Below are 22,885 nucleotides of genomic sequence, written 5' to 3' on the forward strand. Positions count from 1 at the left end.
CTTATGCTACCCCGTTCAATCCGTCGGGCGCCAGCACCCCATCTTTGACCATCTGCGCATATAGCAGCCCTTCGCGCAGACCGCGATCCGCAACCGACAACCGCGTCGTGGGCCAGACCCGCATCAATGTTTGCAGGATCGCTGCCCCCGACATGATCAGCGCATGGCGTTCGCGCCCGATGCGCGGATCGCTGCGCCGACCTTCCGGGCCCAGCGACAGATAATCCCGGATCACCCGGTCGATCTGGGCCGAGGTCATGGTCAAGCCGTCCACCTTGGTCCGGTCATAGCGGCGCAGGCCCAGATGGCTGGCAGCCACCGTGGTCACCGTGCCCGATGTGCCGATGACCTGAAAATTCTCGGGCATGTTCTGGGCCAGCGCATAGGGGCTGAAATCCGAGAGCATCTCCTCGAAATGCCACGACATCAGCGCGAAGCGGCCCTGATCGTCCTCGACATCCTCGAACTGGTCGCGCAGCGTGGCGACGCCCAAAGGCACGCTGATCCAATCGACAACCCGCGCCCCACCGGGCTGCGGCGTGCGGAACCCATCGGCCAGCCGCATGATCGCGCGGGGCCGTTCGGCGGGCTCCACATCCTCAAGGTCGATCCAGACAAGCTCAGTCGAGCCGCCGCCGATGTCGACGACAAGCAACTGTTCCGTGCGCAGACTGACCAGCGGCGCACAGGAGATCACGGCAAGCCGCGCTTCTTCCTCGGCGTCGATGATTTCGACCGGCAGACCTGTTTCGCGACGGATCAACCGCAGGAAATCGCGGCTGTTGCGCGCACGCCTGCAGGCCTCGGTTGCGACAAGGCGCATCCGCGTGACCTTATGCGCCTCAAGCTTGCGCCGGCACACTTGCAGAGCATGAACCGTCCGCGCCATGGAAGGACGCGACAGCCTGCCTGATGCTTCCAACCCCTGCCCCAACTGGACAGGTTTCGAAAAGCTATCGACCACCTGAAACTGGCTGCCCATCGGTCGGGCAATCAGCATCCGGCAGCTGTTGGTGCCAAGATCCAGCGCCGCATAAAGCGGCCCGTCCTCGGCCGGGCGGGTGACGAAAGGCTCGACCGTTTTTTTCGGGAACGCGTCCGCACCCGCGGGACGCCTGGGCGCCATTTCACGCCCTCCGATACCTAGTTGCAACCAAGTTAACCCGCGCCCTTAGCCGGTTCAAGGGGTTGCCTGTGGACAGCGGCGGATCGGACGGCTAATCGAATAGACATGATCGTGATCGCAGCACTTCTGATTGGCGCAGTCATCGGCTGGTTCCGCGCCGCCCGCATGGGCGGAGGCCGGTCCGACAAGCTGCAATATGCCGCAGCCCACGCGATGGGACTGGCGGTTCTGGGCCTGTTCCTGACCGTATTTCTGACCCGGATGGGCTGATGTTTCGCCCCTTTCTTGACAGTCTGCGCAGGCATGGGGTGCCCGCCAGCCTGCGGGAATATCTGGACCTGCTGGCCGGGTTGCAGGCGGGCCTGTCGGATTGGTCGCCCGAGGGGTTCTATCACCTTTCCCGCGCCACGCTGGTCAAGAATGAGGCACATATCGACCGCTTCGATCGTGCCTTTGCCGAGGCTTTCTCTGGCCTTGACGAAATCCCCATCGAGGCGCTGGTCGATCAGGTCACCATCCCACGCGAATGGCTGGAGAAGCTGGCCGAAAAGCTGCTGACCCCCGAAGAACGCGCGGCCATCCAAGGCCCCGGCAGTTTCGATGAGCTGATGCGCCGCCTGCGCGAACGGCTGGCCGAACAAAAGGGCCGTCATCAGGGTGGCAGCAAATGGGTCGGCACGGCGGGCACCTCGCCCTTTGGCGCTTACGGCTATAACCCCGAAGGTGTGCGGATCGGACAGGCGGAAAGCCGGCATCGCCGCGCAGTCAAGGTCTGGGACAAGCGCGAATTCCGCGATTTCGACGATTCGGTGGAACTGGGCACGCGCAATATCAAGGTGGCGCTGAAACGCCTGCGCCAATGGGCGCGCCACGGCGCGGCCGAGGAACTGGACCTGCCCGGCACCATCCGCGCCAGTGCCGAGCATGGCTATATCGACGTGCAGACCCGGCCCGAGCGCCATAATGCCGTTAAGGTGCTGCTGTTTCTGGATGTCGGCGGCAGCATGGACGACCACGCCCGCCGCGTGGATGAGCTGTTCTCGGCGGCGCGGGGAGAGTTCAAGCATCTGGAACATTTCTATTTCCACAACTGCATCTATGAAGGTCTGTGGCGCGACAACCGCCGCCGCTGGACCGAAACCGTGCCGACATGGGATGTGCTGAACCGCTTTGGTCGCGACTATAAGGTGATCTTGGTGGGCGATGCTGCGATGTCGCCCTATGAAATCGCGGTGCCGGGGGGCGCGAACGAACATTGGAACCCCGAGGCGGGCGAGGTCTGGCTAAGACGCCTGCGCGAGACATGGCCGGATCACGTCTGGCTGAATCCCGTCGCGGAAAAGGACTGGAGCCATACCCGTTCGATCCAGATGATTGGCGAAATCTTTGACGGGCGGATGCAGCCCCTGACGTTGCAAGGTCTGACGCAGGCGATGCGGCTGCTTGGCTAACGCCACCCGGCACGCCATATTCGGGGGATGCTGAAATACACACCCATTATTCTGATCCTGCTTTACGCCGCCGCGATGTGGTATTTCTCGCTTTGGCGGCTCAAGGCAGAACTCAGGGAACGCTCGACCCCGCTCAAGGATCCGCGCCTGCAACCTGTGCTGGAACAGCTGGGCCGCGCGATGGACCTGCCCCCGATCCGGGCGCATGTCTATGAAATCGCGCCCGTGAACGGGTTGGCGGCGCCGGATGGACGCATCTTCCTGACGCGGGGTTTTCTGGACAAGCTGGATCAGGGCCACGTGACCGAGGCCGAGCTGGCATCCGTCATCGCGCATGAACTGGGCCATGTGGCGCATGGCCATTCGCGCAGGCGCATGATCGACTTTGCGGGCCAGAATGTGCTGCGTCTGGTGCTGGCGGGCGTGCTGGGCCGCTTTCTGCCCGGCATCGGCGGATGGATCGCGGGGCTGGCGGCAGGTGCGGTGTCGGCCCGCCTGTCGCGACAGGACGAGTTCGAGGCGGACGCCTTTGCCAGCGCGCTGATGATCAAGGCGGGTCTTGGGACCGCACCGCAGAAAAGCCTGTTTCGCAAGCTGGACCGGCTGGCTGGCGGGCGCTCCAGCACCCCCGCTTGGCTGATGTCGCATCCCAAAACCGAAACCCGGATAGCAGCAATCGAGAAACTTGAGGCGCGCTGGAACATTCGCTGACTTGTCCGCGCCGGGGTTTAGGTTATGCTGCGGTTGCATAATCACTGAGATCAGATGACCCGTCCCTTTCGCCGCCGCGTCCTCTATATCCCCGGATACGACCCGATACCGCCGCGCCGCTATCGTGAGCTTTACAAGCGCGAGGGGGCCGATCAGGCGCGCATCAGCGGGTATGAACTGACCTTTGGCGCGCGTCGCGACCGCACGGGTTTTGGCTGGGGCGTTAGCAGCGACATCAAGGGCTTGCAGGCGGAATCCGAGATCGAAGTTCTTGTCTGGGCCGACATCGTCGCAGGCTCGATGGGGCAGTCGATCCTTGCCACTTACGGCCAGCTTGCCCGCACCGCCTGGGCCTATATCGGAACGGGGGCGCTGTTTCGACTGATGCGGCTGCGGCGCGGCCCGGTCCTTGCGGCGCTTTACCCTGTGGTTGTATTGCTGGCACAACTGGCGCTGGCCTTGGCGGCGGGCGCGATGCTGGGCTGGCTGCTGGCTTGGGTGACAGGGTTCGGCCTGTGGATCGCCCTGCCCGTGCTGGTCGCGGTCACTTGGACCGGGCTGCATCTGTGGCGGCGCATCGACGGCAGGATCTTCGCCTATTATCTGATGCACGACTATGCCTTCACCGCCCGCGATAAGGGTGCCTATCCCCCTGCGCTTGAGACGCGCCTCGCCCAGTTCTCGGACCGTATAGCCACGGTTCTGGCCGCCGACTGGGACGAGGTGCTGGTCGTCGGCCACAGTTCCGGCGCTTATCTCGGCGTTTCCGTGCTTGCCGATCTGATCCGGTCTGGACGTGTGCCGCAGGCGGGGCCAAGACTGGCCTTCCTGTCGCTGGGTCAGGTCGTGCCGATGGCGTCCTACCTGCCCCGCGCGAACCGCCTGCGTGCCGATCTGCGCTACCTGTCCACGCGGGATGAACTTGACTGGATCGACGTGACTGCACCGGGGGATGCCTGTTCGTTCGGGCTGTGCGACCCGGTGGCGGTTTCGGGCGTGGCGCCTGCCCAACAGCGCCATCCGCTGATCCTCTCCGCCGCTTTCACGCAGACGCTTTCGCCGCAAAAGCAGCGGGAATTGCGGGGGCGGTGGTTCAGGCTGCACTTTCAGTATCTTTGTGCATTCGACCGGCCCGGCGACTATGATTACTTCGCAATCACCGCCGGACCACTGCCGCTGGGCGAGCGCTTTGCAGGACGCCAGCATTCCCCCGCCCGCATCACCCGCGCGGCCAACAGTTTTATTGCGACATGATCCCGCCCAAACCCGCACCGCGCGAAGGCAAAGGCTCGGTCTGGCGCTTTATCCGCGACTTTCGCCGCGACATCCTGTCGGCGCAATCCGACAAGCTTTACCGCGCATGGATGGCGGAATTTCGCGGCCCCTTCATCCACAGCTTCACCTGCAACGATCCAAAGCTGGTCGAACTGATCCTGAAGCGCCGTCCGATGGATTTCCCGAAAAGCCCGCGCATGGCTGCGGGGCTTGAACCGCTTTTGGGCAATTCCAGCTTTATCTCGAACGGAGCGACGTGGCTGCGGCAGCGGCGGATCATAGATCTGGCATTCGAAGGCGGACGGCTGCGGCAGGCATACCCATCAATGTGGGACGCATCGCAGGCATTGGTCGCGCGGCTCGAGCCGCTGGCCGACGGTCGCGAGATCGACATTGAACCGCAAACCAGCCATGTCGCGGCGGATGTGATCTTCCGGTCTCTGTTCTCGATCCCGATCGAGGATCAGGCGGCCAGCCAGGTCTTCGAAGCTTTCCGCGAACATCAGGACGCCCAACCGATGGTCAATCTGGCAGGGCTGATGGCGCTGCCGAAATGGGCGCGGTTTCATTCGCGCAAGGTCCGCCACAGTGCCCGCCGCATCCGTAGCCTGATCCACGACCTTGTTGCCGCCCGCGCCGCCGAAATCGCCGCTGGAACCGCGCCGGAAGATCTGGCGACCAAGATCATGACCACGCCGGATCCCGTGACCAAGACGCAATTCGACGACCGAGAAATGATCGATGAGGTCGCAACATTCTTTCTGGCCGGACATGAGACGGGCGCCTCGGCTCTGGCATGGGCGCTTTACCTGCTGGCCGAGAATCCCGAATGGCAGGACAAGCTGGCCCGAGAGGCCGAGAAGCATCTTTCAGACAAATTCGGCTCGATCAAGCATCTGACCGTCGCGCGCGCTGTCTTCCGCGAGGCCCTGCGGCTATATCCCCCCGTCGCGATGACAGTGCGCGAATGTCGCCACAGCGTAACCCTTCGCGACCGCCGCGCGCCCAAAGGGTCACAGCTTGTCCTGTCCCCATGGCATCTGCATCGCCACCAGCGGCTATGGAACAACCCCGACGGCTTCGACCCCGCAAGGTGGGAAACCGAGAACGGCAAGACCTGCATGCGTGAAGCCTTCATCCCCTTTTCGGCGGGTGCGCGTGCCTGCCCCGGCGCAGGCTTCGCGATGATCGAGGGTCCATTGATCCTTGCCGCATTGATGCGCGATTATCGTGTCGCTCCGGGCAGCGAACGTGCTGTCCCGATCATGCGGCTGACACTGCGCGGCAAGAACGGCATCTGGTTGCGCCTGTCGAAGCGTTGAATGGGTATTTGAAGAACTAAGAAGTTCAAGAGCGCCGCGCTCAGACTTCTTAGTTCCTTAAATACCCATTCGGCATTTACAACCGATAGATCGCGCCGAATTTCTCTTCCAGATAGTCGAGCAACGGCAATTCGCTGACATCTGCACCGGTGGCCCGTTCGATCAGCTCGCGCGGCGGATACAGGCCGCCGTGGCGCTGCATATTCTCACGCAGCCATTCGACGGCGGGACCGGCGTCGCCAGCCGCAAGGAATCGGTCCAGGTCGGGAACTGCTGCGCGCAATGCCGCGTGCAGGCAGCCCGCATAGACATTGCCCAGGGCATAGGTCGGAAAATAACCGAACAATCCCACAGACCAATGCACGTCCTGCAGAACGCCATTCGCCGGACGGTCCACCGCCACGCCGAAATCCTTGAGGAAGCGGGTGTTCCACGCTTCGACCAGATCATCGGTGTCAAGGCGGCCCGCGATCAGGTCACGTTCCAGATCGAAGCGCAGCATGATGTGCAGGTTGTATTGCACCTCATCAGCCTCGGTGCGGATATAGCCGGGGGTAACGCGGTTCACCGTGGCGTAGAATGCATCCGCATCAGGCACCGACAGGCCGTCGAACGCATCGGACATGCGCTGATACAGCCAGCCTGAAAACGCCCGGCCGCGCCCTATCTGGTTTTCATAGATCCGGCTTTGGCTTTCATGCGCGCCCATCGAGACGCCGCGACCCAAGGGTGTAAAGGCGTAATCGCTGTCGATGCCCAATTCATAGCTGGAATGGCCGACTTCGTGGATCGTCGAATAGATACAGTTGAAGGGATCCGTTTCCACCACCCGCGTCGTGATGCGGCTGTCTTGCCAGCGCCCCGAGCTGAAGGGATGCACCGCGATGTCCATGCGGCCGCGCGTCCAGTCATAGCCGTATGCCGTGGCGCAGGCGCGGGCCAGACGCAATTGGGTTTCCTGTGGGAAATCGCCCTTCAGCGCCTGGGGCTGGTATTCGGCGCCCAACACGTCCTCGCGCAGCGCAACAAGGCGCGGGCGCATGGCATCGAACAAGGCCGCGATTTCGGCTTGCGTCGTGCCGGGCTCATAATCGTCCAGCAGCGCGTCATACAGATCACCGCCATCCGCCAATGCTGCGGCTTCCTCGCGCTTGAGCATCAGGATGTCATTCAGCGTGGGCAGGAAATCCTGCGGTGCTTCATTCGCGCGGGCATCGGCCCAGATCCCCTGAGCAAGCGAGGTCTGGCGGGCCAATTCCATGGCCAGCCGCGCCGGAATACGCGCGGCGCGGTGAAAGTCGCGGGCGATAAGGTCAAGGATACGCTGATCCTCGTCATCCTCGGCCTGGGCCTGATCCAGCCATTCGCCGATGCGAGGATCTGTGCGGCGTTCATGCAGGACCGATTCCATTGCCGCCATCTCCTCGCTGCGCTGTTCGACAGCACCGCGCGGCATGACGGTTTCCTGATCCCAACCCAGCCGTTCGGCGACCGAGGACAGCGCCTCGGTCTGGCGCTGAAAGGCAAGCAGATCGTCGAATGCGCTCATCTGATGGTTCCCCGGACCGAGGTTTCATAAGGATATCGGGCGTGGTGGCGCGCCCGCAGGATCAGCGTGAACAGCGCCACCGCCCCCAACTGGTGCCCCAGCGCAAGCGGCAACGGCGAGGCGTGCAGGACATTCATAATGCCCAGAAGCACCTGAACCGCAACCGCCGCGATCATTACGACATAGGCACCGCGTGTCACCGGATGCGGCGACCGCCGCGCGCGAAGGAAGACGACGACGGCAAAGATCGTCAGCAGATAGGCCACCATGCGGTGGATGAACTGCACCAGTGCCGGGTTCTCGAAAAAATTGCGCCAGCCCAGCGTCACGTCCCAGATCGCCGAAGGAACCCATTCGCCGCCCATGGTGGGCCAGCCGGTATACATCCGGCCCGCGTCGATCCCGGCCACCAGCGCGCCCAAAAGGATCTGCACAAAGGCAAGATGCATCAGTCCCGTTGTCATGGAAAACAGCTTCGGCTCGCCCGCGCGACGGGCGCGCATCATCTCGGCCTCGGGACGGGCAAGCGACAGGAACGACCATGCGATCAGGCCCAAAATAGCGAAGGCAAGGCCAAGATGCGTCGCCAGTCGATAGGATGCCACGCGCACCATCTCGCCCGAAAGGCCGGAATGCACCATCCACCAGCCGATCGCACCTTGTGCCCCGCCCATGGCACCCAAAAGCAGCAGGCGCGGCGTCCAGCCGGTCGGGATGCGTTTGGTGACAAGCAAGAACACGAAGCCGAGCGCCCATACCAGCCCGACCAGACGACCCAGCAGGCGGTGCGACCATTCCCACCAATAGATCTGCTTGAAGCCCGCCAGATCCATATCCGGGTTCACCAGCTGAAACTGTGGGATCAGCTTGTATTTGTCGAACTCGGCCTGCCACGTCGCCGAATCCATCGGCGGCAGTGCCCCGGTCACGGGCTTCCATTCGGTGATCGACAGGCCCGATCCGGTCAGCCGTGTGGCACCACCAAGCGCGATCATCGCAGCGACCAGCACGAACAGTACGATCAGCCAGACCCGGATCGCACCGCGCCCGCCGCGGTGATGGCCTGCGTCGATCATGCCGCCCGCCGGGGTTTTGCGTTCGGTCGTTTCGGTGACTTCCTGAAAGACGGGACGTCTTGCCATGTCAGCTTCCTATGCCTTTGGGCCCGGACCTTGGAGGGACATGGCCCGGAAATCAATCAGTCGCGGCGGACGAGTTGTCGCAGCATACCGTGAAAGATGCGTGTATCCGCACGGGTCAGCGGCAGGCGCGACCAAAGATTGCGCAGCGTCAGCTTCATCGCCGGGGCCTTTTCCGCCGGAAAGAAGAACCCGGCTTCGGACAGGCGCTCCTCCCAGTGATCGGCCAGCTTCTCGATCTCGATCCGGGTGGCCGGAACCTCGCCATCAGGACGGCGGCCATGCGGCGCAGGCTCGGGCGGCAGGCTTTCGCGCGACCATTCATAGCCGGTCAGCAGCACCGCCTGCGCCAGGTTCAACGACGGGAAATCGGGATTCACCGGCACGGTAATGATCGCGTTTGCGCGCGCCACGTCGTCGTTTTCCAGACCCGCGCGTTCGGGGCCAAAGATCACGGCGGTGCGCCCACCCTGCGCCGTTCGCATCCGCGCATCAGTCATGGCGGTCGCGGGCGTCAGCACGGGCTTGGTCAGCTCGCGTCCCCGCGCCGTGGTAGCATAGGCATAGTCGATGTCGGCCATCGCCTCGGCCAGCGTGGGAAACACACGGGCGCGGTCCAGCACCTGCCCGGCAGCGCCCGAAGCCATGGCGATTGCCTTGGGATTGGGCCAGCCGTCCCGAGGCGCCACCAGACGCATATCGGTCAAGCCGAAATTCAGCATGGCGCGCGCAGCCGCACCGATGTTTTCGCCCATTTGCGGGCGACAAAGAATGATCGCGGGTTCCATGCCAGCGGCCATATCCTTACGCTGAGGCACTGGCAAGGCGCGCCTGCCTGCGCTATCTGCTTCGCGAAGCCTCAGGATGACAATGCCATGACAGACGACCAGCCCAATACGCCGCAACTTTATCTGATCACCCCGGTCGGGGCGGCGGCCTCGACGGTGGGGCCGCTGCTGGCAGATGTGCTGGACCGCTTCCCGGTCGCCTGCCTTCGCATTCCCGGTGCCGGCACCGAGGAAGATCTGGGCCGCCTTGCTGATCTGGCGCGAGAGATCGCACATGCCCGCGACGTGGCTGTCGTGATCGACGACCATATCGAGCTGGCAAAGCGCCATGGGCTCGACGGCGTGCATCTGACCGATGGCGCGCGCACCGTGCGTTATGCCCGCAAGGAACTGGGCCCGGACGCCATCGTCGGTGCATTCTGCGGCACATCGCGCCATGACGGCATGAATGCGGGCGAAGCCGGTGCGGATTACGTAAGCTTCGGTCCCTGCCGCACCACGGCGCTGGGACATGGTGAGGCGGTTGATCTTGAACTGTTCCAATGGTGGTCCGAAACGATCGAGGTTCCGGTTGTCGCCGAAGGTGCGCTGACCCCCGCCCTGATCGGCCAGCTCGCACCCATCAGCGATTTCATCGCACTTGGCCCAGAAATCTGGTCCGAGGACGATCCGGTCGAGGCGCTCGGGAATCTTTGGCGCTGATCGCGCCGCTTGCACCGCCTTTGGGTATTTGAAGAACTGAGAAATCCACGGGCGCGCTTCTTAGTTCTACAAATACCCATACAAGGTTGACGCGGTGCCAAGGCTGCCTCTTGCGAACTGGCATGGCGCGGCCTAAAGGCTTGCCATGACCCAGCATCAGCGCCTTCTCATCATCGACTTCGGCTCTCAGGTCACGCAGCTCATCGCGCGTCGCCTGCGTGAACTGAACGTCTATTGCGAAATCCATCCGTTCAACACGGTCGATGACGCCTTCTTGCAAAACTTCGCCCCGCAGGCCGTGATCCTGTCGGGCGGTCCCGCTTCGGTTACCGAGGCGAATTCGCCCCGCTGTCCGCAAAGCCTGTTCGACATGCAGATCCCGGTTTTCGGCATCTGCTACGGCCAGCAGGTCATGATGGAGCAACTGGGCGGCCGCGTCGAATCGGGCCACCATGCCGAGTACGGCCGCGCCTTCATCACCCCTGCCGAGGGGCATACGCGCGACGGCATCTTCTCGGGCCTGTTCGGGACGGGCCGCGAAGAGGTTTGGATGAGCCATGGCGACCGTGTCACCAGCCTTGCGCCGGGTTTTGAGGTCATCGGAACCTCGCCCAACGCGCCTTATGCGATGATCGCGGACGAAGCGCGCAAGTTCTTTGCCGTGCAGTTCCACCCCGAGGTGCATCACACACCGAACGGCCGCATCATGCTGGAAAACTTTGTCCGCATGGCGGGTCTGACCGGCGACTGGACCATGGCCAGCTATCGGCAGGAAGCCATTCGCAAGATCCGCGAACAAGTCGGCGACAGGAAAGTGATCTGCGGGCTGTCGGGCGGCGTCGACAGCTCGGTCGCGGCGGTGCTGATCCATGAAGCGATCGGCGATCAGCTTACCTGCGTCTTCGTCGATCACGGGTTGCTGCGTCTGAACGAGGCCGACGAAGTCGTCACCATGTTCCGCGACAATTACAACATCCCGCTGATCCATGCCGATGAGGCCGATCTGTTCATCGGTGCGCTGGAAGGTGTCTCCGACCCCGAGGTCAAGCGCAAGACCATCGGCAAGCTGTTCATCGATGTGTTCCAGAAATATGCGAAGCAGATCGACGGCGCGGATTTTCTGGCACAGGGCACGCTTTACCCCGATGTCATCGAAAGCGTCAGCTTCAGCGGTGGCCCTTCGGTCACCATCAAGTCGCATCACAACGTCGGCGGCCTGCCCGAGAAGATGGGTCTGAAGCTGGTCGAACCCTTGCGCGAGCTGTTCAAGGACGAGGTGCGCGCGCTGGGTCGTGAACTGGGCCTGCCCGAGAAATTCATCGGCCGCCACCCCTTCCCCGGCCCCGGCCTTGCCATCCGCTGCCCCGGCGAGATCACCCGCGAAAAGCTGGAGATCCTGCGCAAGGCGGACGCGGTCTTTATAGACCAGATCCGCAAGCACGGGCTTTATGACGACATCTGGCAAGCCTTCGTCGCGATCCTGCCGGTCCGGACTGTCGGCGTAATGGGCGACGGGCGCACCTATGACTTTGCCTGCGCGCTGCGGGCGGTCACCTCGGTCGATGGGATGACGGCGGATTACTATCCGTTTTCCCATGAGTTCCTTGGGGAGACGGCAACGCGGATCATCAACGAGGTCAAGGGCATCAACCGCTGCACCTATGACATCACCTCGAAGCCGCCCGGCACGATCGAGTGGGAGTGATCTGACCGGATCGTTTCTTTAAGCACACCCCATCCCCGTTTTGGGATGGGGCGACAGGCCGGGTTGCACGGAGTTCATTCCCGCATTTACCATCCCGCCCTTGTTCCCGCGGTCGTTCTATATGACAAGGCCCGGATCATGGACGGAGCCCGGAACAGATGAAGCAGCTTAGACGGATTGGCGTGGACGGCTATATGCTGCTGTTGATCGGCACGGCCATACTGGGCCTTGTGCTGCCCGCTAAGGGGATCGCCGCCGAAATCCTGAGCCATGTCACCTTTTGGGCGGTGACGCTGCTGTTCTTTATCTATGGCGCAAAGCTGGATCCGGCAGCGGTCAAGGCAGGGCTTTTGAACCTGCGGCTGCAATCCCTGACCTTCCTTGCGACCTATCTGCTGTTTCCCGTATTGGGCGTGCTGCTGGCGGCGATCTTTGGGCCGTTGCTGGGAACGGCGATGACGATGGGTGTGCTGTTTTTGGCAGTGCTGCCTTCGACGGTGCAATCATCCATCGCGTTCACCTCGATGTCGGGCGGCAATATTCCGGCGGCGATCTGCGCCGCGTCGCTGTCCAATATCGTGGGGGTCGTGCTGACCCCGCTTTTGGTCGCAAAGCTTTTGCATGTCGAGGGGGGCGGCGTCAGTCTGGACGCCATCGAAAAGATCGGTCTGCAGATCCTTTTGCCCTTCGTCGTTGGACAGATCGTGCGGCCGTGGATCGGAGAGTTCGTCAAGAAACACAAGCTGCTGACGATGGTTGTTGATCGGGGTTCGATCCTGCTGATCGTCTATGCGGCCTTCAGCGCGGGCACGGTTTCCGGGCTGTGGTCGCAAATCCCGGCACAAAGCATGGTGCTAAGCTTCGTCGTCATCTCAATTTTTCTGGCGTTGGCGATGGGCATCATGGTCGCGGTAGGTCGGCTGTTCCGCCTTCCGCAAGCCGATCAGGCGGTGCTGTTTTTCTGCGGATCGACCAAAAGCCTTGCCAGCGGCCTGCCCATCGCGAGCGCGATTTTCCCCGCCGCAACCGTGGGCGCAACGGTGCTGCCGGTGATGATGTATCACATGCTGCAACTACTGGTCTGTTCTTTCATCGCCCAGCGTCTGGCCCGGAAAATCGCCCTGAACGCCTGACCTGACACGAACCTGACGAAACAGCCAACTTCCTTGCGCCGGACCGGGATGATAATTGATTGGTCAGTCAAGAGTGATTTGTTTAGTTGGCTGCCTAAAACGCCCGGACCTTGGTCCGGGCTTTTCTTTTTAAATCAAATCATTAGAAAAACCTCTGGACGTTGCATTGCCGAAAACCGCAACGCCGCAGGATTGCACCGATACTCGCCCTTAGATTTTCCAGAAGCCTAAGGAGCAAGACATGCCCAGCAAAGCCATAGTCAGGGGCGTTCTGATGGACGCTACCCTCGCTCCGATTTCGGAGGGCAAGATCGTCGCAACCCTGACCGGATCGGATATTTTCGACGGCGGCGTTCGCATCGTGACCCAAAAGGTCGAGGCGACGACGAACGCCCAAGGCGAATGGACAATGGCGCTGATCGTGAATGGCGAAGGCGACACCGCATCGACCAGTTGGACGATCGAGGGTTACAACCAGTTCGTGGCTAAGGTTTTCGAAGTCAAAGCCCTGTTCATCGCGACTGCCCTGCCCATTACGCTGGGCGATCTGGAAAAGACCAGTGCGCAGAACCTGAAGGCCACGCGCGATTCCGGCCTGTCGCGCCTGATCGTCGTGGATGCTTTCGCGGAATACGAGGAATTGCCCCTGATCCAGCGGCGCGAGAACGACATCGTTCTGGTGCGGGGGGCGTAAGATGGCGCTGACGATTCTTGATGGGTTGGGCAAGGCGCTTTTCGACAACATCGCAGCCACCTATATCGGCGCGCAGCCGGTCCGGATGCTGGATTCCAGCGGCGATCCCTTGACGCAGGATCAGGGCGCGGTGCTGCCCGCGATCACCCGATCCCCGACGATTCTGCCCGCCGCCCCGGCCATCGGGCAAAGCATCACGCTGGATCTGGGCCATGCCAACGGGACGCCGGAACCCGTTGCGGAATGGGACTTCACGTTGGACGGCATCTCGATCCGGGACATGCTGGACGCGGGTGAGCTGACGATGGAGCTGACCTCGCCCGGCGTCTACGCGCTGACCCTGCGCTGGACGAATAGCGCAGGCAGCGTCGAGGCCGAGACGCAAGGCTTTACCGTCGTGGCCGTCCCGGTTCCCGTGATCGACTATGACCGGCAGGCGCTTTGCTATTTCGATGCCCATACGACCCATGCGGGCACGGCTGGAGAAGTCGCATCGGTCACGGCGCGGGGCACGGGGGCATACGTCTTTGCCGCGACAGGCAGTGGCGCCGCGATCCAGCACGACGCGACAGGCTTCGGCTTTGGCGACGGCGCGTATCTGCAATGCCAGACGCTTTCCAACCAGCCGACGACGGATGGGCTTTTCGCGGTCGTGGACGTGACGCTGACCGCCTATGGCTCAAACGCGGCGCAGATGATCGACGGCACGGGCGGACATGTGAAGATCCGCAACAGTGCGGGCAGCTTGCAGGCGACCGGCAGTGATGACAGCGCGCTGACCCAGCCTTTGGGGTCGGTCGAATATGGCCGGCGCATGGTGCTGGCGGCCCAGATCGACGATGTGCTGGATTTGCTGAGCGGGCATGACGCGGCTGGCAATCTGGTGTCGCTTGCGCATCCCGGCCTGACCGACCCGACGCCGAACCGCTTTTCCTGCGGACGTTTCATGATCGGGACGATCCACCGTCTTGCGATTGTGGGCCGCCCCGAAGGCCAGCCCTGGCCCGTCACCATGCAGGAGGTGGTCGCGGATTTTCGGCGGGGGGCGTGACGGCCCCCAGACCAACCGTCACCTCGTTGGAAATCATGCCGGTTTATGGCCAAAGCGAAAATCGCGCGATCCCAGACGCGCTGGCCGGCGCGCTGGATGCCGCCGCCACGGATCAGGTCTATTTCACCTTTGGAATGCGCGACCTGAACGGCACGGCTGTCGGCCCGAACGGTGCGGGGCTTGCAGCAATCGACCAAAGCCACGCCGCCAGCGGCTTTGAAGCGGCGGCAGGTCTGGGGCGCGTCTCGCCCGCCTTTGCATTGCAGCATTTGCGGGCGGCGCGGTGGCGCGACGCGGGCCAGTCGGATCGCGGTCTGGTGATCGCGGATCACGGCTTTGGCGGGCGCTTGATCGGTGAATGGATGACCGACAGCGCAAGCCCGCTTGGGCGCAACCAGCTTTATTGGATGCGGGAAAGCGCGCGGTTGGCGCAGGCGCAGCAAGTGCCCCTGCACTGTCCCTATGCGCTGCTGTTCCAAGGCACCAGCGCCAAGGACCAGCCCGGAGAAATCTACCGCACCGAATTCGAGGCGGCGCATGGCGCGACAGTGGCGCAGGCGCAGGCGCTGTTTGGCATCGCGCCAAGGATCGTGGTCGTCGTCAATGGCGCCGATGTGAACACGATCGGGGATCTATACGCGACGCCCGGCGTGCAATACCGCATCGCCCTGGAACATGGCGGCATCGTGGCGACATGGCAGCGCATCTTCCCGATCCGAGACCAGAACATCCACCCCAGCGGACAAACGCAGGTCCTGATCGGCGAGACATGCGAATGGGCCATCGCCGAGATCGAGGCGGGCAATCCGTGGAACATCACCTATGACGTGGTGAAACGTGGCACGACCGTAGCCGTCCATTTCGCCCTGCGCCCCGGAGAGACGCTGCTGCAGCGGCCTGAAATTTACGACCCCTTTGGCGGCGGCGAAACCTGCCCAAATCTGGGTTTCGAGGCCGAGGGCGGCATTCTGTCCGCCATTCCCGATCTGGCCGGCAATGTCGTGACGCTGACACTGGCCGATGCGCAGGCGGGATGGTTGCGCTTTGCCCATCAGGTGCAGGACTGTCAGGCGATGACCGATGCAAACGGCGTCACCATGTCGGCGCATCGCAGCACCTTGTTTGCCAGCCATTCACGGCCCAGCCGCATCGTGGCGGGCGAAACGCTTTGGCGCGCATTACCCGGATTTCGGGGGCGTTTCAGCGATGAGGTCTTCACCCCCGAATATTGACACTCGGATAACGCAAAAGGCCGCAGATCTGCTCTGCGGCCTTTCCAGTTTGGGGACCCGATGACCTGTGGTCAGTTGACCAGCGCGCTGGGGCGCTGTGCGTGACGCACGGCCAGTTTGCGCGAACGGCGACCTGCCGGGATCGGACGTGCCGGAACCGGGATAAAGTCGGCCTTCAGGATTTCGGGGAACAGCGCGCAGATTTCGGCGCGGGCTTCGCGGCCCACGGATTTCAGCGCCTCGGGGCCAGTGAACAGCGACTCGGTCGCCGCCCCGTTCGAGTTCACCACCTCATGCTGGTCGAACAGGAAGTGGAAATACTCGACCTCGGCCATGTCATGGGCGATGTCGATGCCGTCGATCTGCAGCAGTTGCTTGGCCGCGACCAGAACCTCCATCGCGCCGAACATCTTCATCGCGACTTTGGAACGGACCAGAACGCGGTGCTGCGGCGAGACCAGCAGGTCGGCCGAGGGCATGTTGTCACCCAGCGCACCGGCGCGGATGCGGATCGGGCGCAGTTTCGGTTGCGCCATCAGCGCGCCCTTGCCCAGCTTGATCGCACCAAGCCACAGGATCGGCTTCAGCCCGTTGTCGCGGGTCATCACCAGATCGCCGACGGCCAGATCCTCGACCGCGACCATGCCGCGATCGGTTTCGATCAGCGTACCGGTGACGAAGCAGAACACGTCATCGGCATCCAGCGTCAGCGAGCCGCTGGTGTTGTTGTTCATCGTCACGATAGCCGTGTTGGCCGTGGACTGAAGCAGGTTGCCCGTGGCGTTGACCGTGGTGGCCAAAGTTGGCCCGACGACCGGCACACCCGTCGAAATCGCGCTGGCAAGCGAGCCGGTGATGTTCGAGATCGGCGCGGTCACGCTGATCGGAACGCCAAGCACCGTCGCATTGGCTGTGACGTTGATATGCGCATCATCCAGCGGGTTTTCACTGATAAAGTAATAGTTGCCGCCCGCTTGCATGATGTGACCGCTGATCGGGTTCACCTGCAAGCCGATCTGCGCAACGCCGGGGATGTTGACGCCGGCGGCCGCGTTCGACACGGTGGCCGAACCGACATAGGTGCCGTCCGCCGTGACTGGATTGCCACTGGAATCGACCAGCTGCATCTGCGAGCCATTGGTCAGCGTCGTCGGGCCGATATTGGACGCGACGTCATATTGGGCAAATTCTTGCGAGTTGCCAAAAGCATTCAGCAAATTGGTGTTGGGAACAAAGGCCACACCGCCATCTACACCGATGGTCAGCAGGTTGGACGGAATCTGTGTGTAATAGGGCATCGAACTTAACCTTATGGCAGACCAGGGACGACCCCGGATCGAAGGGTTGAAGAACGAATCGACGCGAGCTTGCGGCGATCAGTGCCACGCCCATTGGTTGTTTTATGGGCGAGCAATCCCCTTATGCGCGATTCTTTGCTAAAAATAAATAAAATTTGAATCGACCTTGACAGATTTCTGACAGCGCAAAGTCTAATCATGCAAATGCGCAAGCGCCGCAAAGTTCGATGAACCTGCGGAGACAAAGGAAATTCAAGATAAATAATTGATTATACTGGCGGACCCGGAAGGGCTCGAACCCTCAACCTTGGACTTAGAAGGTCCCTGCTCTATCCAGTTGAGCTACGGGTCCGCAGTGGCGCAGTCATGGCAAAGCTGCGCGGTTGAAGCAACCGCTTAAACGGATCGATCCAGCTTCAACGTCATATAGACGCTGTTCGGATCCAGCCGGTAGTCGCCGAAAGGTCCGCATTCGACAAAGCCCGCGCGTTCGTAAAGCCGCCGTGCGGGCAGGAACATGTCCTGCGATCCGGTCTCAAGGCTAAGTTGCGACAGGCCCGCCTGGCGCGCATGGTCGATCAGCCCGGCCAGCAGGCGCACGGACAGACCGCGACCGCGTTCTTCGGACAGGACGTGCATAGACTTCACCTCGCCCAGATCGGCGGACAGGCGCTTGATCGCGCCCATGCCCACCGGGCGCGTTCCGTCCCGCAGCACGAAAAAGCCGATATCGGGATGTTCCAGTTCCTCGCGCGGCATCATGTGGATCGACTCGGGCGGGGTGTCGGCGTGCATGTCGCGCGTATGTCGCTGGAACAGTTCGGCCAGATCCGCGGTCAGCGGGCTTTCCTGTGCCAGAACCAGATCGCTTGCGTCAGCCATTGCCGTCCCCTTCGATATCAGATCGCGGTGCGGACAGTAGCAAGCCCGCCCGGAAAAGCGAAGGGGGCGGCACGTCGAAACCATGGTGAAATAAGGACAATCCCGCCACAGCGGCGTCGGGGCAGAAACTTCCTTCCTGCGCGCCGCATAAGGGCGGGAACACTGGTCCGCTGCGCCGGGTCTGCAGGAACATCCTTCGCGCTGATCGGAGGTGTCGGATCGCAAGACCGCTTGCCGCAGAGACGTGCCGCCGCTACCTCATCACGGAAACGTGGAGGCGCACATGTCCATCGTCATCGACAACATGACCAAAAGCTTTGGCGGCACCTCGGTGCTGCGCGGCATCGATCTGACGGTCCAGACGGGCGAGCTGGTGGCGCTGCTGGGGCCATCGGGTTCGGGCAAGACGACGCTTTTGAAGATCATCGCCGGGTTGGAATGGCCCAATTCGGGCGGGCTGCGCGTCAATGAACAGGATTGGCTGGGCCTTGCCGCGCAGGACCGTCGCATCGGTTTCGTCTTTCAGCACTACGCGCTGTTCCCGCATATGTCGGTGCGCGACAATATCGCATTCGGCCTGACGGTGCGCCCGCGCGCGGAACGTCCGGGCAAGTCGGTCATCGCCGCCAAGGTCGAGGAACTGCTGCATTTCCTGCAGATCGCGCATCTGGGCGACCGTTATCCGGCGCAGCTTTCGGGCGGTCAGCGTCAGCGCGTGGCTTTGGGGCGTGCGCTGGCGATTCAGCCCACAGTGCTGTTGCTGGACGAACCCTTTGGCGCGCTGGACGCCGCTGTGCGCCGCGATCTGCGGGCATGGCTGCGTTCCGTGCATCAAGAAACCGGCTCGACCACGATCTTCGTGACGCATGATCAGGAAGAGGCGTTCGAACTGGCCGACCGGGTTGTCGTCATGGGCGACGGGCGGATCGAACAGATCGGCAATGCCGACCAGATCCACGATCACCCCGCCAGCCCGTTTGTCGCACGTTTCATGGGCGCGACCATCGAACTGCCCGTAACGATCCGCGCGGGCCGGGTCGAGGCTTTGGGGCTGGACGCCAGCCGCCTGCCGCGCCGCGCGCTGCCCGACGGTCCCGCAACGCTGTTCCTGCGCCCCGATGACGTGACGCCCGTAGCCGATGCATCGGGCCGGTTCCAGATCAGCCGCGCGGCCAGCAATGGCGCGATCCTGCGGCTGGAGCTGACCGATGGCACGCTGTCGCTGCCCGTCGATCTGCCCCGCCGCGCCCCCGAGGCGCAGGGACTGACCAGCGGCACCCGCGTGACGCTGCGCCCCGAGGCGGGCGCGATCTTTTCCGGCGGGCGCGACGCCCCGGCCCCCCGCACCGTCACCGAATTCCCCCGCAAGGAGCAAAGCCTATGATCCCGAAACTTCGCATTGCCGCGCTGGCGCTTCTTCTGGGGACCACCCCGGCCTTGGCTCAGGACAAGGTGCTGAACGTCAGCTATGACATCGCGCGCGAATTGTTCGAGGCGCTGAACCCCGAATTCCAGACCTATTGGAAGGACAAGACCGGGCGTGACGTGACCATCGACCAAAGCCATGCCGGTTCGTCGAAACAGGCCCGCGCGATCCTTGAAGGGCTGCCCGCCGATGTGGTGACCTTCAATCAGGAAACCGATGTGGACGTGCTGGCCAAGAACGGCTTCGTCGCCGAAAACTGGCGCGAGGCTTTCCCGAACGGCGCATCGCCCTATTACTCGTTGCCCGCGTTCCTTGTGCGCAAGGACAATCCCAAGGGCATCAAGGACTGGAACGATCTGGCGCGCGCGGATGTGAAATCCGTGTTCCCGAATCCCAAGACCAGCGGCAACGGGCGCTATACCTATCTGGCCGCCTATGCCTATGCGCTGCAACAGCCCGGCGCGACGCAGGACAGCGCCAAGGAATTCGTCTCGGCCATCTTTGCCAATGTCCCGGTTTTCGACACCGGCGGACGTGCCGCGACCCAGACCTTTGCCGAGCGCAATATCGGCGACGTGCTGATCACCTTCGAGGCCGAGACGCAGGCCATCGCCCAGCAATATGCCGATCAGGGGCTGATCTCGATCACGCCGCCGACCAGCCTGTTTGCCGCCTTCCCGGTGGCCGTGGTCAGCGAAAACGCCGAGCGTAACGGCACGACCGAGGTTTCGACCGAATACCTGAACTGGCTGTATTCGCCGCAAGCGCAGGAGACGCTGGCCGCAAACCATTTCCGCACCACCGATAAGGACGTCTCGGCCAAGCACGCCGCCGATTTCCCCGAGGTGAAACTGCTGAACGTCGATGACGTCTTCGGCGGCTGGGACAAGATCCAGTCCGAGCATCTGGCCGATGGCGGCATCCTTGACACGGTCTTCGTAAACCGATGACCGCCGCGGCCATCAAGCCGAAACGCGTGCTGCCGGGGTTCTCACTCAGCCTTGGCGTCACGCTGCTTTATGTCGCGCTGATCATCCTGATCCCGGTGATTGCGCTTGTGCTGAAGGGTGCCGAGATCGGTCCCGCCCGGTTCTGGGAAATCATCAGTGCGCCCCGCACGCTGGCCGCGATCCGGGTGACGGTGACGGCGGCGGCGGTCGCGACGGTCTTCAACGCCTTTTACGGGCTGCTGATGGCATGGGTGCTGACGCGCTATGACTTTCCGGGCCGCCGCATTCTGGACGCCCTGATGGACGTGCCGTTTGCCCTGCCCACCGCCGTCGCTGGCATCGCGCTGACCGCGCTTTATTCCGCGAACGGCTGGTTCGGGGCGCCGCTTGGCTTGGCCGGCGTCGAACTGGTCTATACGCTGGGGGGCGTTATCCTGGCGATGACCTTCACCTCGATCCCCTTCGTCGTTCGCGCTATTCAGCCGGTGCTGGAGGATCTGGACCCGGCGCTGGAGCAGGCGGCGATGACGCTGGGCGCGCGCCCCTGGGCGATCTTTCGGCGCGTCGTGCTGCCCGCGATCCTGCCCGCCTGGCTGTCGGGATCGACTATCGCATTCGCCCGCAGCCTGGGGGAATTCGGCGCGGTGGTCTTTATCGCGGGCAACCTGCCCTTCAAGACCGAGATCGCCGCGCTGCTGGCCTTTATCCGGCTTGAGGAATACGACTATCAGGGTGCCGCCGCCATCGCGCTGGTGCTGCTGATCTTTGCCCTGATCCTGCTGGCCCTATCGAACTGGCTGCAATTCCGCGCCGCCCGCCATCTGGAGGCGAAGTCATGAGCAGCGTCACCGCCCTGACCCATGCCCCCGGCCAAAGCCGCGCCGTGCCACGTTTGCTGATCGGGCTGGCCTTCTTTCTGACCGCAATCTTTGTCGTGGCGCCGATGGCCTTCATCTTCTGGCGGGCCATGGCCGAGGGTTGGGGCGCATATGTCGGCAATATCCTTGATCCGCTGACGCTGCACGCAACCGCGCTGACGGTGCTGGTCGCGGTGATCGTCGTGCCGATCAACATCGCCTTCGGCATCGCCGCCGCATGGGCCATTGCCCGCTTCCGCTTTCCGGGTCGCAAGCTGCTGGTGACGATGATCGAAATCCCGTTTTCGATCTCTCCGATCATCGCGGGCATCTGCTATCTGCTGCTTTACGGGCGTCAAGGCCTGCTGGGACCGCTGCTGGCGGATGCGAATCTGAAAGTCATGTTCGCCCTGCCCGGCATCGTGCTGGTGACGATGTTCGTGACCGCGCCCTTTGTCGCGCGCGAGGTCCTGCCGCTGATGCAGGCCCAAGGCTCAGAGCAGGAGGAAGCCGCCGTCACGCTGGGCGCACGCGGCTGGCAGATCTTCAGCCGTGTCACCCTGCCCAATATCCGCTGGGCCTTGCTATACGGCGCGGTGCTTTGCACGGCCCGCGCGGTGGGCGAATTCGGCGGGGTGTCGGTCGTCTCGGGCTCGATCCGGGGCCAGACGAACACGCTGCCATTGCAGATCGAACTGATGTTCAATGACCTGAATACCACGGGCGCGTTCGCCGCCGCATCGACGCTTACGGTGATTGCGCTGGTGGTGCTGGTCGTCAAGGCTGCGCTGGAAAGTCGCAGATAGCGCAAACATACCCGCGGGATTGTTAGTGGACTTAACATCGCGCCGCACCTAATCTTTGGATCATGGACACAGCGTTCAAGGAACAGCAGGCCGCCTGCCCCGAATTGCCAAAGCCACGCAGCTTTTGGCAACGCATCGCCGACCGTCTGGCGGCGATCGTGGGTGCGCAGCGTCCGGCCACGCCGCCGGAAAAATCGGTGGCCTTCACCATCGCCGTCATCGCGCTTGGCGCAAAGCTTGCCAAGGCAGATGGCGCGGTCGCCCGGTCCGAGGTCGCGGCATTCCGCCGGGTGTTCATCATCCCCCGATCCGAGGAAAAGAACGCCGCCCGCGTCTTTGATCTGGCGCGGCAGGACGTTGCTGGCTTCGACGCATGGGCGCGACGTATTGCGGGCATGTTCCCGCCGGGCGATCCCGTGCTGGCCGACGTGATCGAAGGGCTGTTCATCATCGCCGTCGCCGATACCGACCTGCATGATGCCGAGATCATCTTTATCGACGAGGTGGCGCGCATCTTTGGCCTGTCACCCGCACTGGTCGCGACGATCCGCGCGCGCCATGACCGCCGTGACGGCTGCCCGTCCTGCGAAGTGCTGGGTATTCCGCCCGAAACGCCGCTGGCGGATGCGCGCAAACGCTGGCGCGACCTGATCCGCGAAAGCCATCCCGACCGCGCCATCGCCCGTGGCCTGCCGCCCGAGGCCATCCGTCTGGCCGAAGCCCGCACCCGCGCGCTGAATGAGGCATGGGACAGTTTCCGCGCGATGCACGGCGCAGCCTGAAAACCG

General features: G+C 62.9%; 22 protein-coding genes and 1 tRNA gene. 16 read left to right on the plus strand and 7 right to left on the minus strand.

Annotation, left to right across the window (positions count from 1 at the left end; genetic code table 11):
• Window position 1: 1 nt before the first annotated feature.
• A complete protein-coding gene (locus FN835_RS05065) occupies window positions 2–1,126 on the minus strand; it encodes a Ppx/GppA phosphatase family protein (protein ID WP_142662108.1) in 1,125 nt (374 codons plus the stop codon).
• A gap of 105 nt (window positions 1,127–1,231) precedes the next feature.
• On the opposite strand from FN835_RS05065, the gene FN835_RS21170 reads away from it, so the two are divergent.
• The 5 genes from FN835_RS21170 to FN835_RS05085 are packed head-to-tail and all read left to right on the plus strand — an operon-like array spanning window position 1,232 to window position 5,885.
• Complete coding sequence (locus FN835_RS21170) at window positions 1,232–1,396, plus strand: hypothetical protein (RefSeq protein WP_185958585.1); 165 nt, start codon at window positions 1,232–1,234, stop codon at window positions 1,394–1,396.
• Window positions 1,396–2,577 (plus strand): vWA domain-containing protein, encoded by a 1,182-nt coding sequence (locus FN835_RS05070; protein WP_142662109.1) that lies wholly within the window; start codon window positions 1,396–1,398, stop codon window positions 2,575–2,577. Before FN835_RS21170 ends, FN835_RS05070 begins: the two co-directional genes overlap by 1 nt.
• A gap of 27 nt (window positions 2,578–2,604) precedes the next feature.
• The gene (locus tag FN835_RS05075) at window positions 2,605–3,288 is read left to right on the plus strand and encodes a M48 family metallopeptidase (protein ID WP_142662110.1); all 684 of its coding nucleotides are present in this window, start codon (window positions 2,605–2,607) and stop codon (window positions 3,286–3,288) included.
• A gap of 54 nt (window positions 3,289–3,342) precedes the next feature.
• Window positions 3,343–4,542 (plus strand): hypothetical protein, encoded by a 1,200-nt coding sequence (locus tag FN835_RS05080; protein WP_142662111.1) that lies wholly within the window; start codon window positions 3,343–3,345, stop codon window positions 4,540–4,542.
• Entirely contained in the window at window positions 4,539–5,885 is a 1,347-nt protein-coding gene (locus FN835_RS05085) for a cytochrome P450 (protein ID WP_142662112.1), read from the plus strand. Before FN835_RS05080 ends, FN835_RS05085 begins: the two co-directional genes overlap by 4 nt.
• Before the next feature lie 76 nt (window positions 5,886–5,961).
• On the opposite strand, the gene FN835_RS05090 is transcribed toward FN835_RS05085, so the two are convergent.
• The 3 genes from FN835_RS05090 to FN835_RS05100 are packed head-to-tail and all read right to left on the minus strand — an operon-like array spanning window position 5,962 to window position 9,373.
• Window positions 5,962–7,434, minus strand: a complete 1,473-nt coding sequence (locus tag FN835_RS05090; RefSeq protein ID WP_142662113.1) for a carboxypeptidase M32 — start codon at window positions 7,432–7,434, stop codon at window positions 5,962–5,964.
• Window positions 7,431–8,576 (minus strand): heme A synthase, encoded by a 1,146-nt coding sequence (gene ctaA / locus FN835_RS05095; RefSeq protein ID WP_142662114.1) that lies wholly within the window; start codon window positions 8,574–8,576, stop codon window positions 7,431–7,433. The genes FN835_RS05090 and ctaA overlap by 4 nt, the downstream gene beginning before the upstream one ends.
• A gap of 56 nt (window positions 8,577–8,632) precedes the next feature.
• Complete coding sequence (locus FN835_RS05100) at window positions 8,633–9,373, minus strand: RNA methyltransferase (RefSeq protein WP_142662115.1); 741 nt, start codon at window positions 9,371–9,373, stop codon at window positions 8,633–8,635.
• Between the two features lie 75 nt (window positions 9,374–9,448).
• Here FN835_RS05100 and FN835_RS05105 point away from each other — a divergent pair, with 75 nt between their 5' ends.
• The 6 genes from FN835_RS05105 (at window position 9,449) to FN835_RS05130 (ending at window position 15,878) form a co-directional block, all read left to right on the plus strand.
• Window positions 9,449–10,063: a thiamine phosphate synthase gene (locus FN835_RS05105; RefSeq protein ID WP_142662116.1), complete on the plus strand. Its 615-nt coding sequence runs from the start codon at window positions 9,449–9,451 to the stop codon at window positions 10,061–10,063.
• Between the two features lie 145 nt (window positions 10,064–10,208).
• The gene (gene guaA, locus FN835_RS05110; protein WP_142662117.1) at window positions 10,209–11,768 is read left to right on the plus strand and encodes a glutamine-hydrolyzing GMP synthase; all 1,560 of its coding nucleotides are present in this window, start codon (window positions 10,209–10,211) and stop codon (window positions 11,766–11,768) included.
• Between the two features lie 158 nt (window positions 11,769–11,926).
• The gene (locus FN835_RS05115) at window positions 11,927–12,901 is read left to right on the plus strand and encodes a bile acid:sodium symporter family protein (protein ID WP_142662118.1); all 975 of its coding nucleotides are present in this window, start codon (window positions 11,927–11,929) and stop codon (window positions 12,899–12,901) included.
• Window positions 12,902–13,175: 274 nt separating this feature from the next.
• A complete protein-coding gene (locus FN835_RS05120) occupies window positions 13,176–13,595 on the plus strand; it encodes a hypothetical protein (RefSeq protein ID WP_246098653.1) in 420 nt (139 codons plus the stop codon).
• Between the two features lies 1 nt (window position 13,596).
• On the plus strand, window positions 13,597–14,646 hold the full coding sequence (locus tag FN835_RS05125; protein WP_142662120.1) for a hypothetical protein: 1,050 nt from the start codon (window positions 13,597–13,599) through the stop codon (window positions 14,644–14,646).
• Window positions 14,643–15,878, plus strand: a complete 1,236-nt coding sequence (locus FN835_RS05130; RefSeq protein WP_142662121.1) for a hypothetical protein — start codon at window positions 14,643–14,645, stop codon at window positions 15,876–15,878. Before FN835_RS05125 ends, FN835_RS05130 begins: the two co-directional genes overlap by 4 nt.
• A 71-nt stretch (window positions 15,879–15,949) precedes the next feature.
• On the opposite strand, the gene FN835_RS21530 is transcribed toward FN835_RS05130, so the two are convergent.
• The 3 genes from FN835_RS21530 to FN835_RS05145 all read right to left on the minus strand — a co-directional run bounded on the left by FN835_RS21530 (window position 15,950) and on the right by FN835_RS05145 (window position 18,058).
• Window positions 15,950–17,176, minus strand: coding sequence for a Hint domain-containing protein (locus FN835_RS21530; RefSeq protein WP_246098654.1), 1,227 nt, complete (start codon window positions 17,174–17,176; stop codon window positions 15,950–15,952).
• A gap of 275 nt (window positions 17,177–17,451) precedes the next feature.
• A tRNA-Arg gene (locus FN835_RS05140) sits at window positions 17,452–17,528 on the minus strand.
• Window positions 17,529–17,572: 44 nt separating this feature from the next.
• Window positions 17,573–18,058, minus strand: coding sequence for a GNAT family N-acetyltransferase (locus FN835_RS05145; protein ID WP_142662122.1), 486 nt, complete (start codon window positions 18,056–18,058; stop codon window positions 17,573–17,575).
• Between the two features lie 283 nt (window positions 18,059–18,341).
• Here FN835_RS05145 and FN835_RS05150 point away from each other — a divergent pair, with 283 nt between their 5' ends.
• From FN835_RS05150 to FN835_RS05170, 5 genes are all read left to right on the plus strand, one after another.
• Window positions 18,342–19,442, plus strand: coding sequence for a sulfate/molybdate ABC transporter ATP-binding protein (locus FN835_RS05150; RefSeq protein WP_142662123.1), 1,101 nt, complete (start codon window positions 18,342–18,344; stop codon window positions 19,440–19,442).
• Window positions 19,439–20,434 carry a sulfate ABC transporter substrate-binding protein gene (locus FN835_RS05155; protein WP_142662124.1) on the plus strand — a complete coding sequence of 332 codons (996 nt, stop codon included), beginning with the start codon at window positions 19,439–19,441 and terminating at the stop codon, window positions 20,432–20,434. The genes FN835_RS05150 and FN835_RS05155 overlap by 4 nt, the downstream gene beginning before the upstream one ends.
• On the plus strand, window positions 20,431–21,273 hold the full coding sequence (cysT, locus tag FN835_RS05160; protein WP_142662125.1) for a sulfate ABC transporter permease subunit CysT: 843 nt from the start codon (window positions 20,431–20,433) through the stop codon (window positions 21,271–21,273). Before FN835_RS05155 ends, cysT begins: the two co-directional genes overlap by 4 nt.
• Window positions 21,270–22,097: a sulfate ABC transporter permease subunit CysW gene (gene cysW, locus FN835_RS05165; RefSeq protein WP_142662126.1), complete on the plus strand. Its 828-nt coding sequence runs from the start codon at window positions 21,270–21,272 to the stop codon at window positions 22,095–22,097. The genes cysT and cysW overlap by 4 nt, the downstream gene beginning before the upstream one ends.
• Before the next feature lie 62 nt (window positions 22,098–22,159).
• The gene (locus FN835_RS05170; RefSeq protein ID WP_142662127.1) at window positions 22,160–22,879 is read left to right on the plus strand and encodes a molecular chaperone DjiA; all 720 of its coding nucleotides are present in this window, start codon (window positions 22,160–22,162) and stop codon (window positions 22,877–22,879) included.
• Window positions 22,880–22,885: the final 6 nt, after the last annotated feature.

This window comes from Paracoccus laeviglucosivorans, from assembly GCF_900182695.1.
Lineage (GTDB): Bacteria > Pseudomonadota > Alphaproteobacteria > Rhodobacterales > Rhodobacteraceae > Paracoccus > Paracoccus laeviglucosivorans.

Bases quoted from the DNA above. Each gene is read 5' to 3' on its own strand.
- FN835_RS05065 (WP_142662108.1), bottom strand. From the start codon at position 1,126: ATGGCGCCCAGGCGTCCCGCGGGTGCGGACGCGTTCCCGAAAAAAACG.
- FN835_RS21170 (WP_185958585.1), top strand. From the start codon at position 1,232: ATGATCGTGATCGCAGCACTTCTGATTGGCGCAGTCATCGGCTGGTTC.
- FN835_RS05070 (WP_142662109.1), top strand. From the start codon at position 1,396: ATGTTTCGCCCCTTTCTTGACAGTCTGCGCAGGCATGGGGTGCCCGCC.
- FN835_RS05075 (WP_142662110.1), top strand. From the start codon at position 2,605: ATGCTGAAATACACACCCATTATTCTGATCCTGCTTTACGCCGCCGCG.
- FN835_RS05080 (WP_142662111.1), top strand. From the start codon at position 3,343: ATGACCCGTCCCTTTCGCCGCCGCGTCCTCTATATCCCCGGATACGAC.
- FN835_RS05085 (WP_142662112.1), top strand. From the start codon at position 4,539: ATGATCCCGCCCAAACCCGCACCGCGCGAAGGCAAAGGCTCGGTCTGG.
- FN835_RS05090 (WP_142662113.1), bottom strand. From the start codon at position 7,434: ATGAGCGCATTCGACGATCTGCTTGCCTTTCAGCGCCAGACCGAGGCG.
- ctaA (WP_142662114.1), bottom strand. From the start codon at position 8,576: ATGGCAAGACGTCCCGTCTTTCAGGAAGTCACCGAAACGACCGAACGC.
- FN835_RS05100 (WP_142662115.1), bottom strand. From the start codon at position 9,373: ATGGCCGCTGGCATGGAACCCGCGATCATTCTTTGTCGCCCGCAAATG.
- FN835_RS05105 (WP_142662116.1), top strand. From the start codon at position 9,449: ATGACAGACGACCAGCCCAATACGCCGCAACTTTATCTGATCACCCCG.
- guaA (WP_142662117.1), top strand. From the start codon at position 10,209: ATGACCCAGCATCAGCGCCTTCTCATCATCGACTTCGGCTCTCAGGTC.
- FN835_RS05115 (WP_142662118.1), top strand. From the start codon at position 11,927: ATGAAGCAGCTTAGACGGATTGGCGTGGACGGCTATATGCTGCTGTTG.
- FN835_RS05120 (WP_246098653.1), top strand. From the start codon at position 13,176: ATGGACGCTACCCTCGCTCCGATTTCGGAGGGCAAGATCGTCGCAACC.
- FN835_RS05125 (WP_142662120.1), top strand. From the start codon at position 13,597: ATGGCGCTGACGATTCTTGATGGGTTGGGCAAGGCGCTTTTCGACAAC.
- FN835_RS21530 (WP_246098654.1), bottom strand. From the start codon at position 17,176: ATGCCCTATTACACACAGATTCCGTCCAACCTGCTGACCATCGGTGTA.
- FN835_RS05145 (WP_142662122.1), bottom strand. From the start codon at position 18,058: ATGGCTGACGCAAGCGATCTGGTTCTGGCACAGGAAAGCCCGCTGACC.
- FN835_RS05150 (WP_142662123.1), top strand. From the start codon at position 18,342: ATGTCCATCGTCATCGACAACATGACCAAAAGCTTTGGCGGCACCTCG.
- FN835_RS05155 (WP_142662124.1), top strand. From the start codon at position 19,439: ATGATCCCGAAACTTCGCATTGCCGCGCTGGCGCTTCTTCTGGGGACC.
- cysT (WP_142662125.1), top strand. From the start codon at position 20,431: ATGACCGCCGCGGCCATCAAGCCGAAACGCGTGCTGCCGGGGTTCTCA.
- cysW (WP_142662126.1), top strand. From the start codon at position 21,270: ATGAGCAGCGTCACCGCCCTGACCCATGCCCCCGGCCAAAGCCGCGCC.
- FN835_RS05170 (WP_142662127.1), top strand. From the start codon at position 22,160: ATGGACACAGCGTTCAAGGAACAGCAGGCCGCCTGCCCCGAATTGCCA.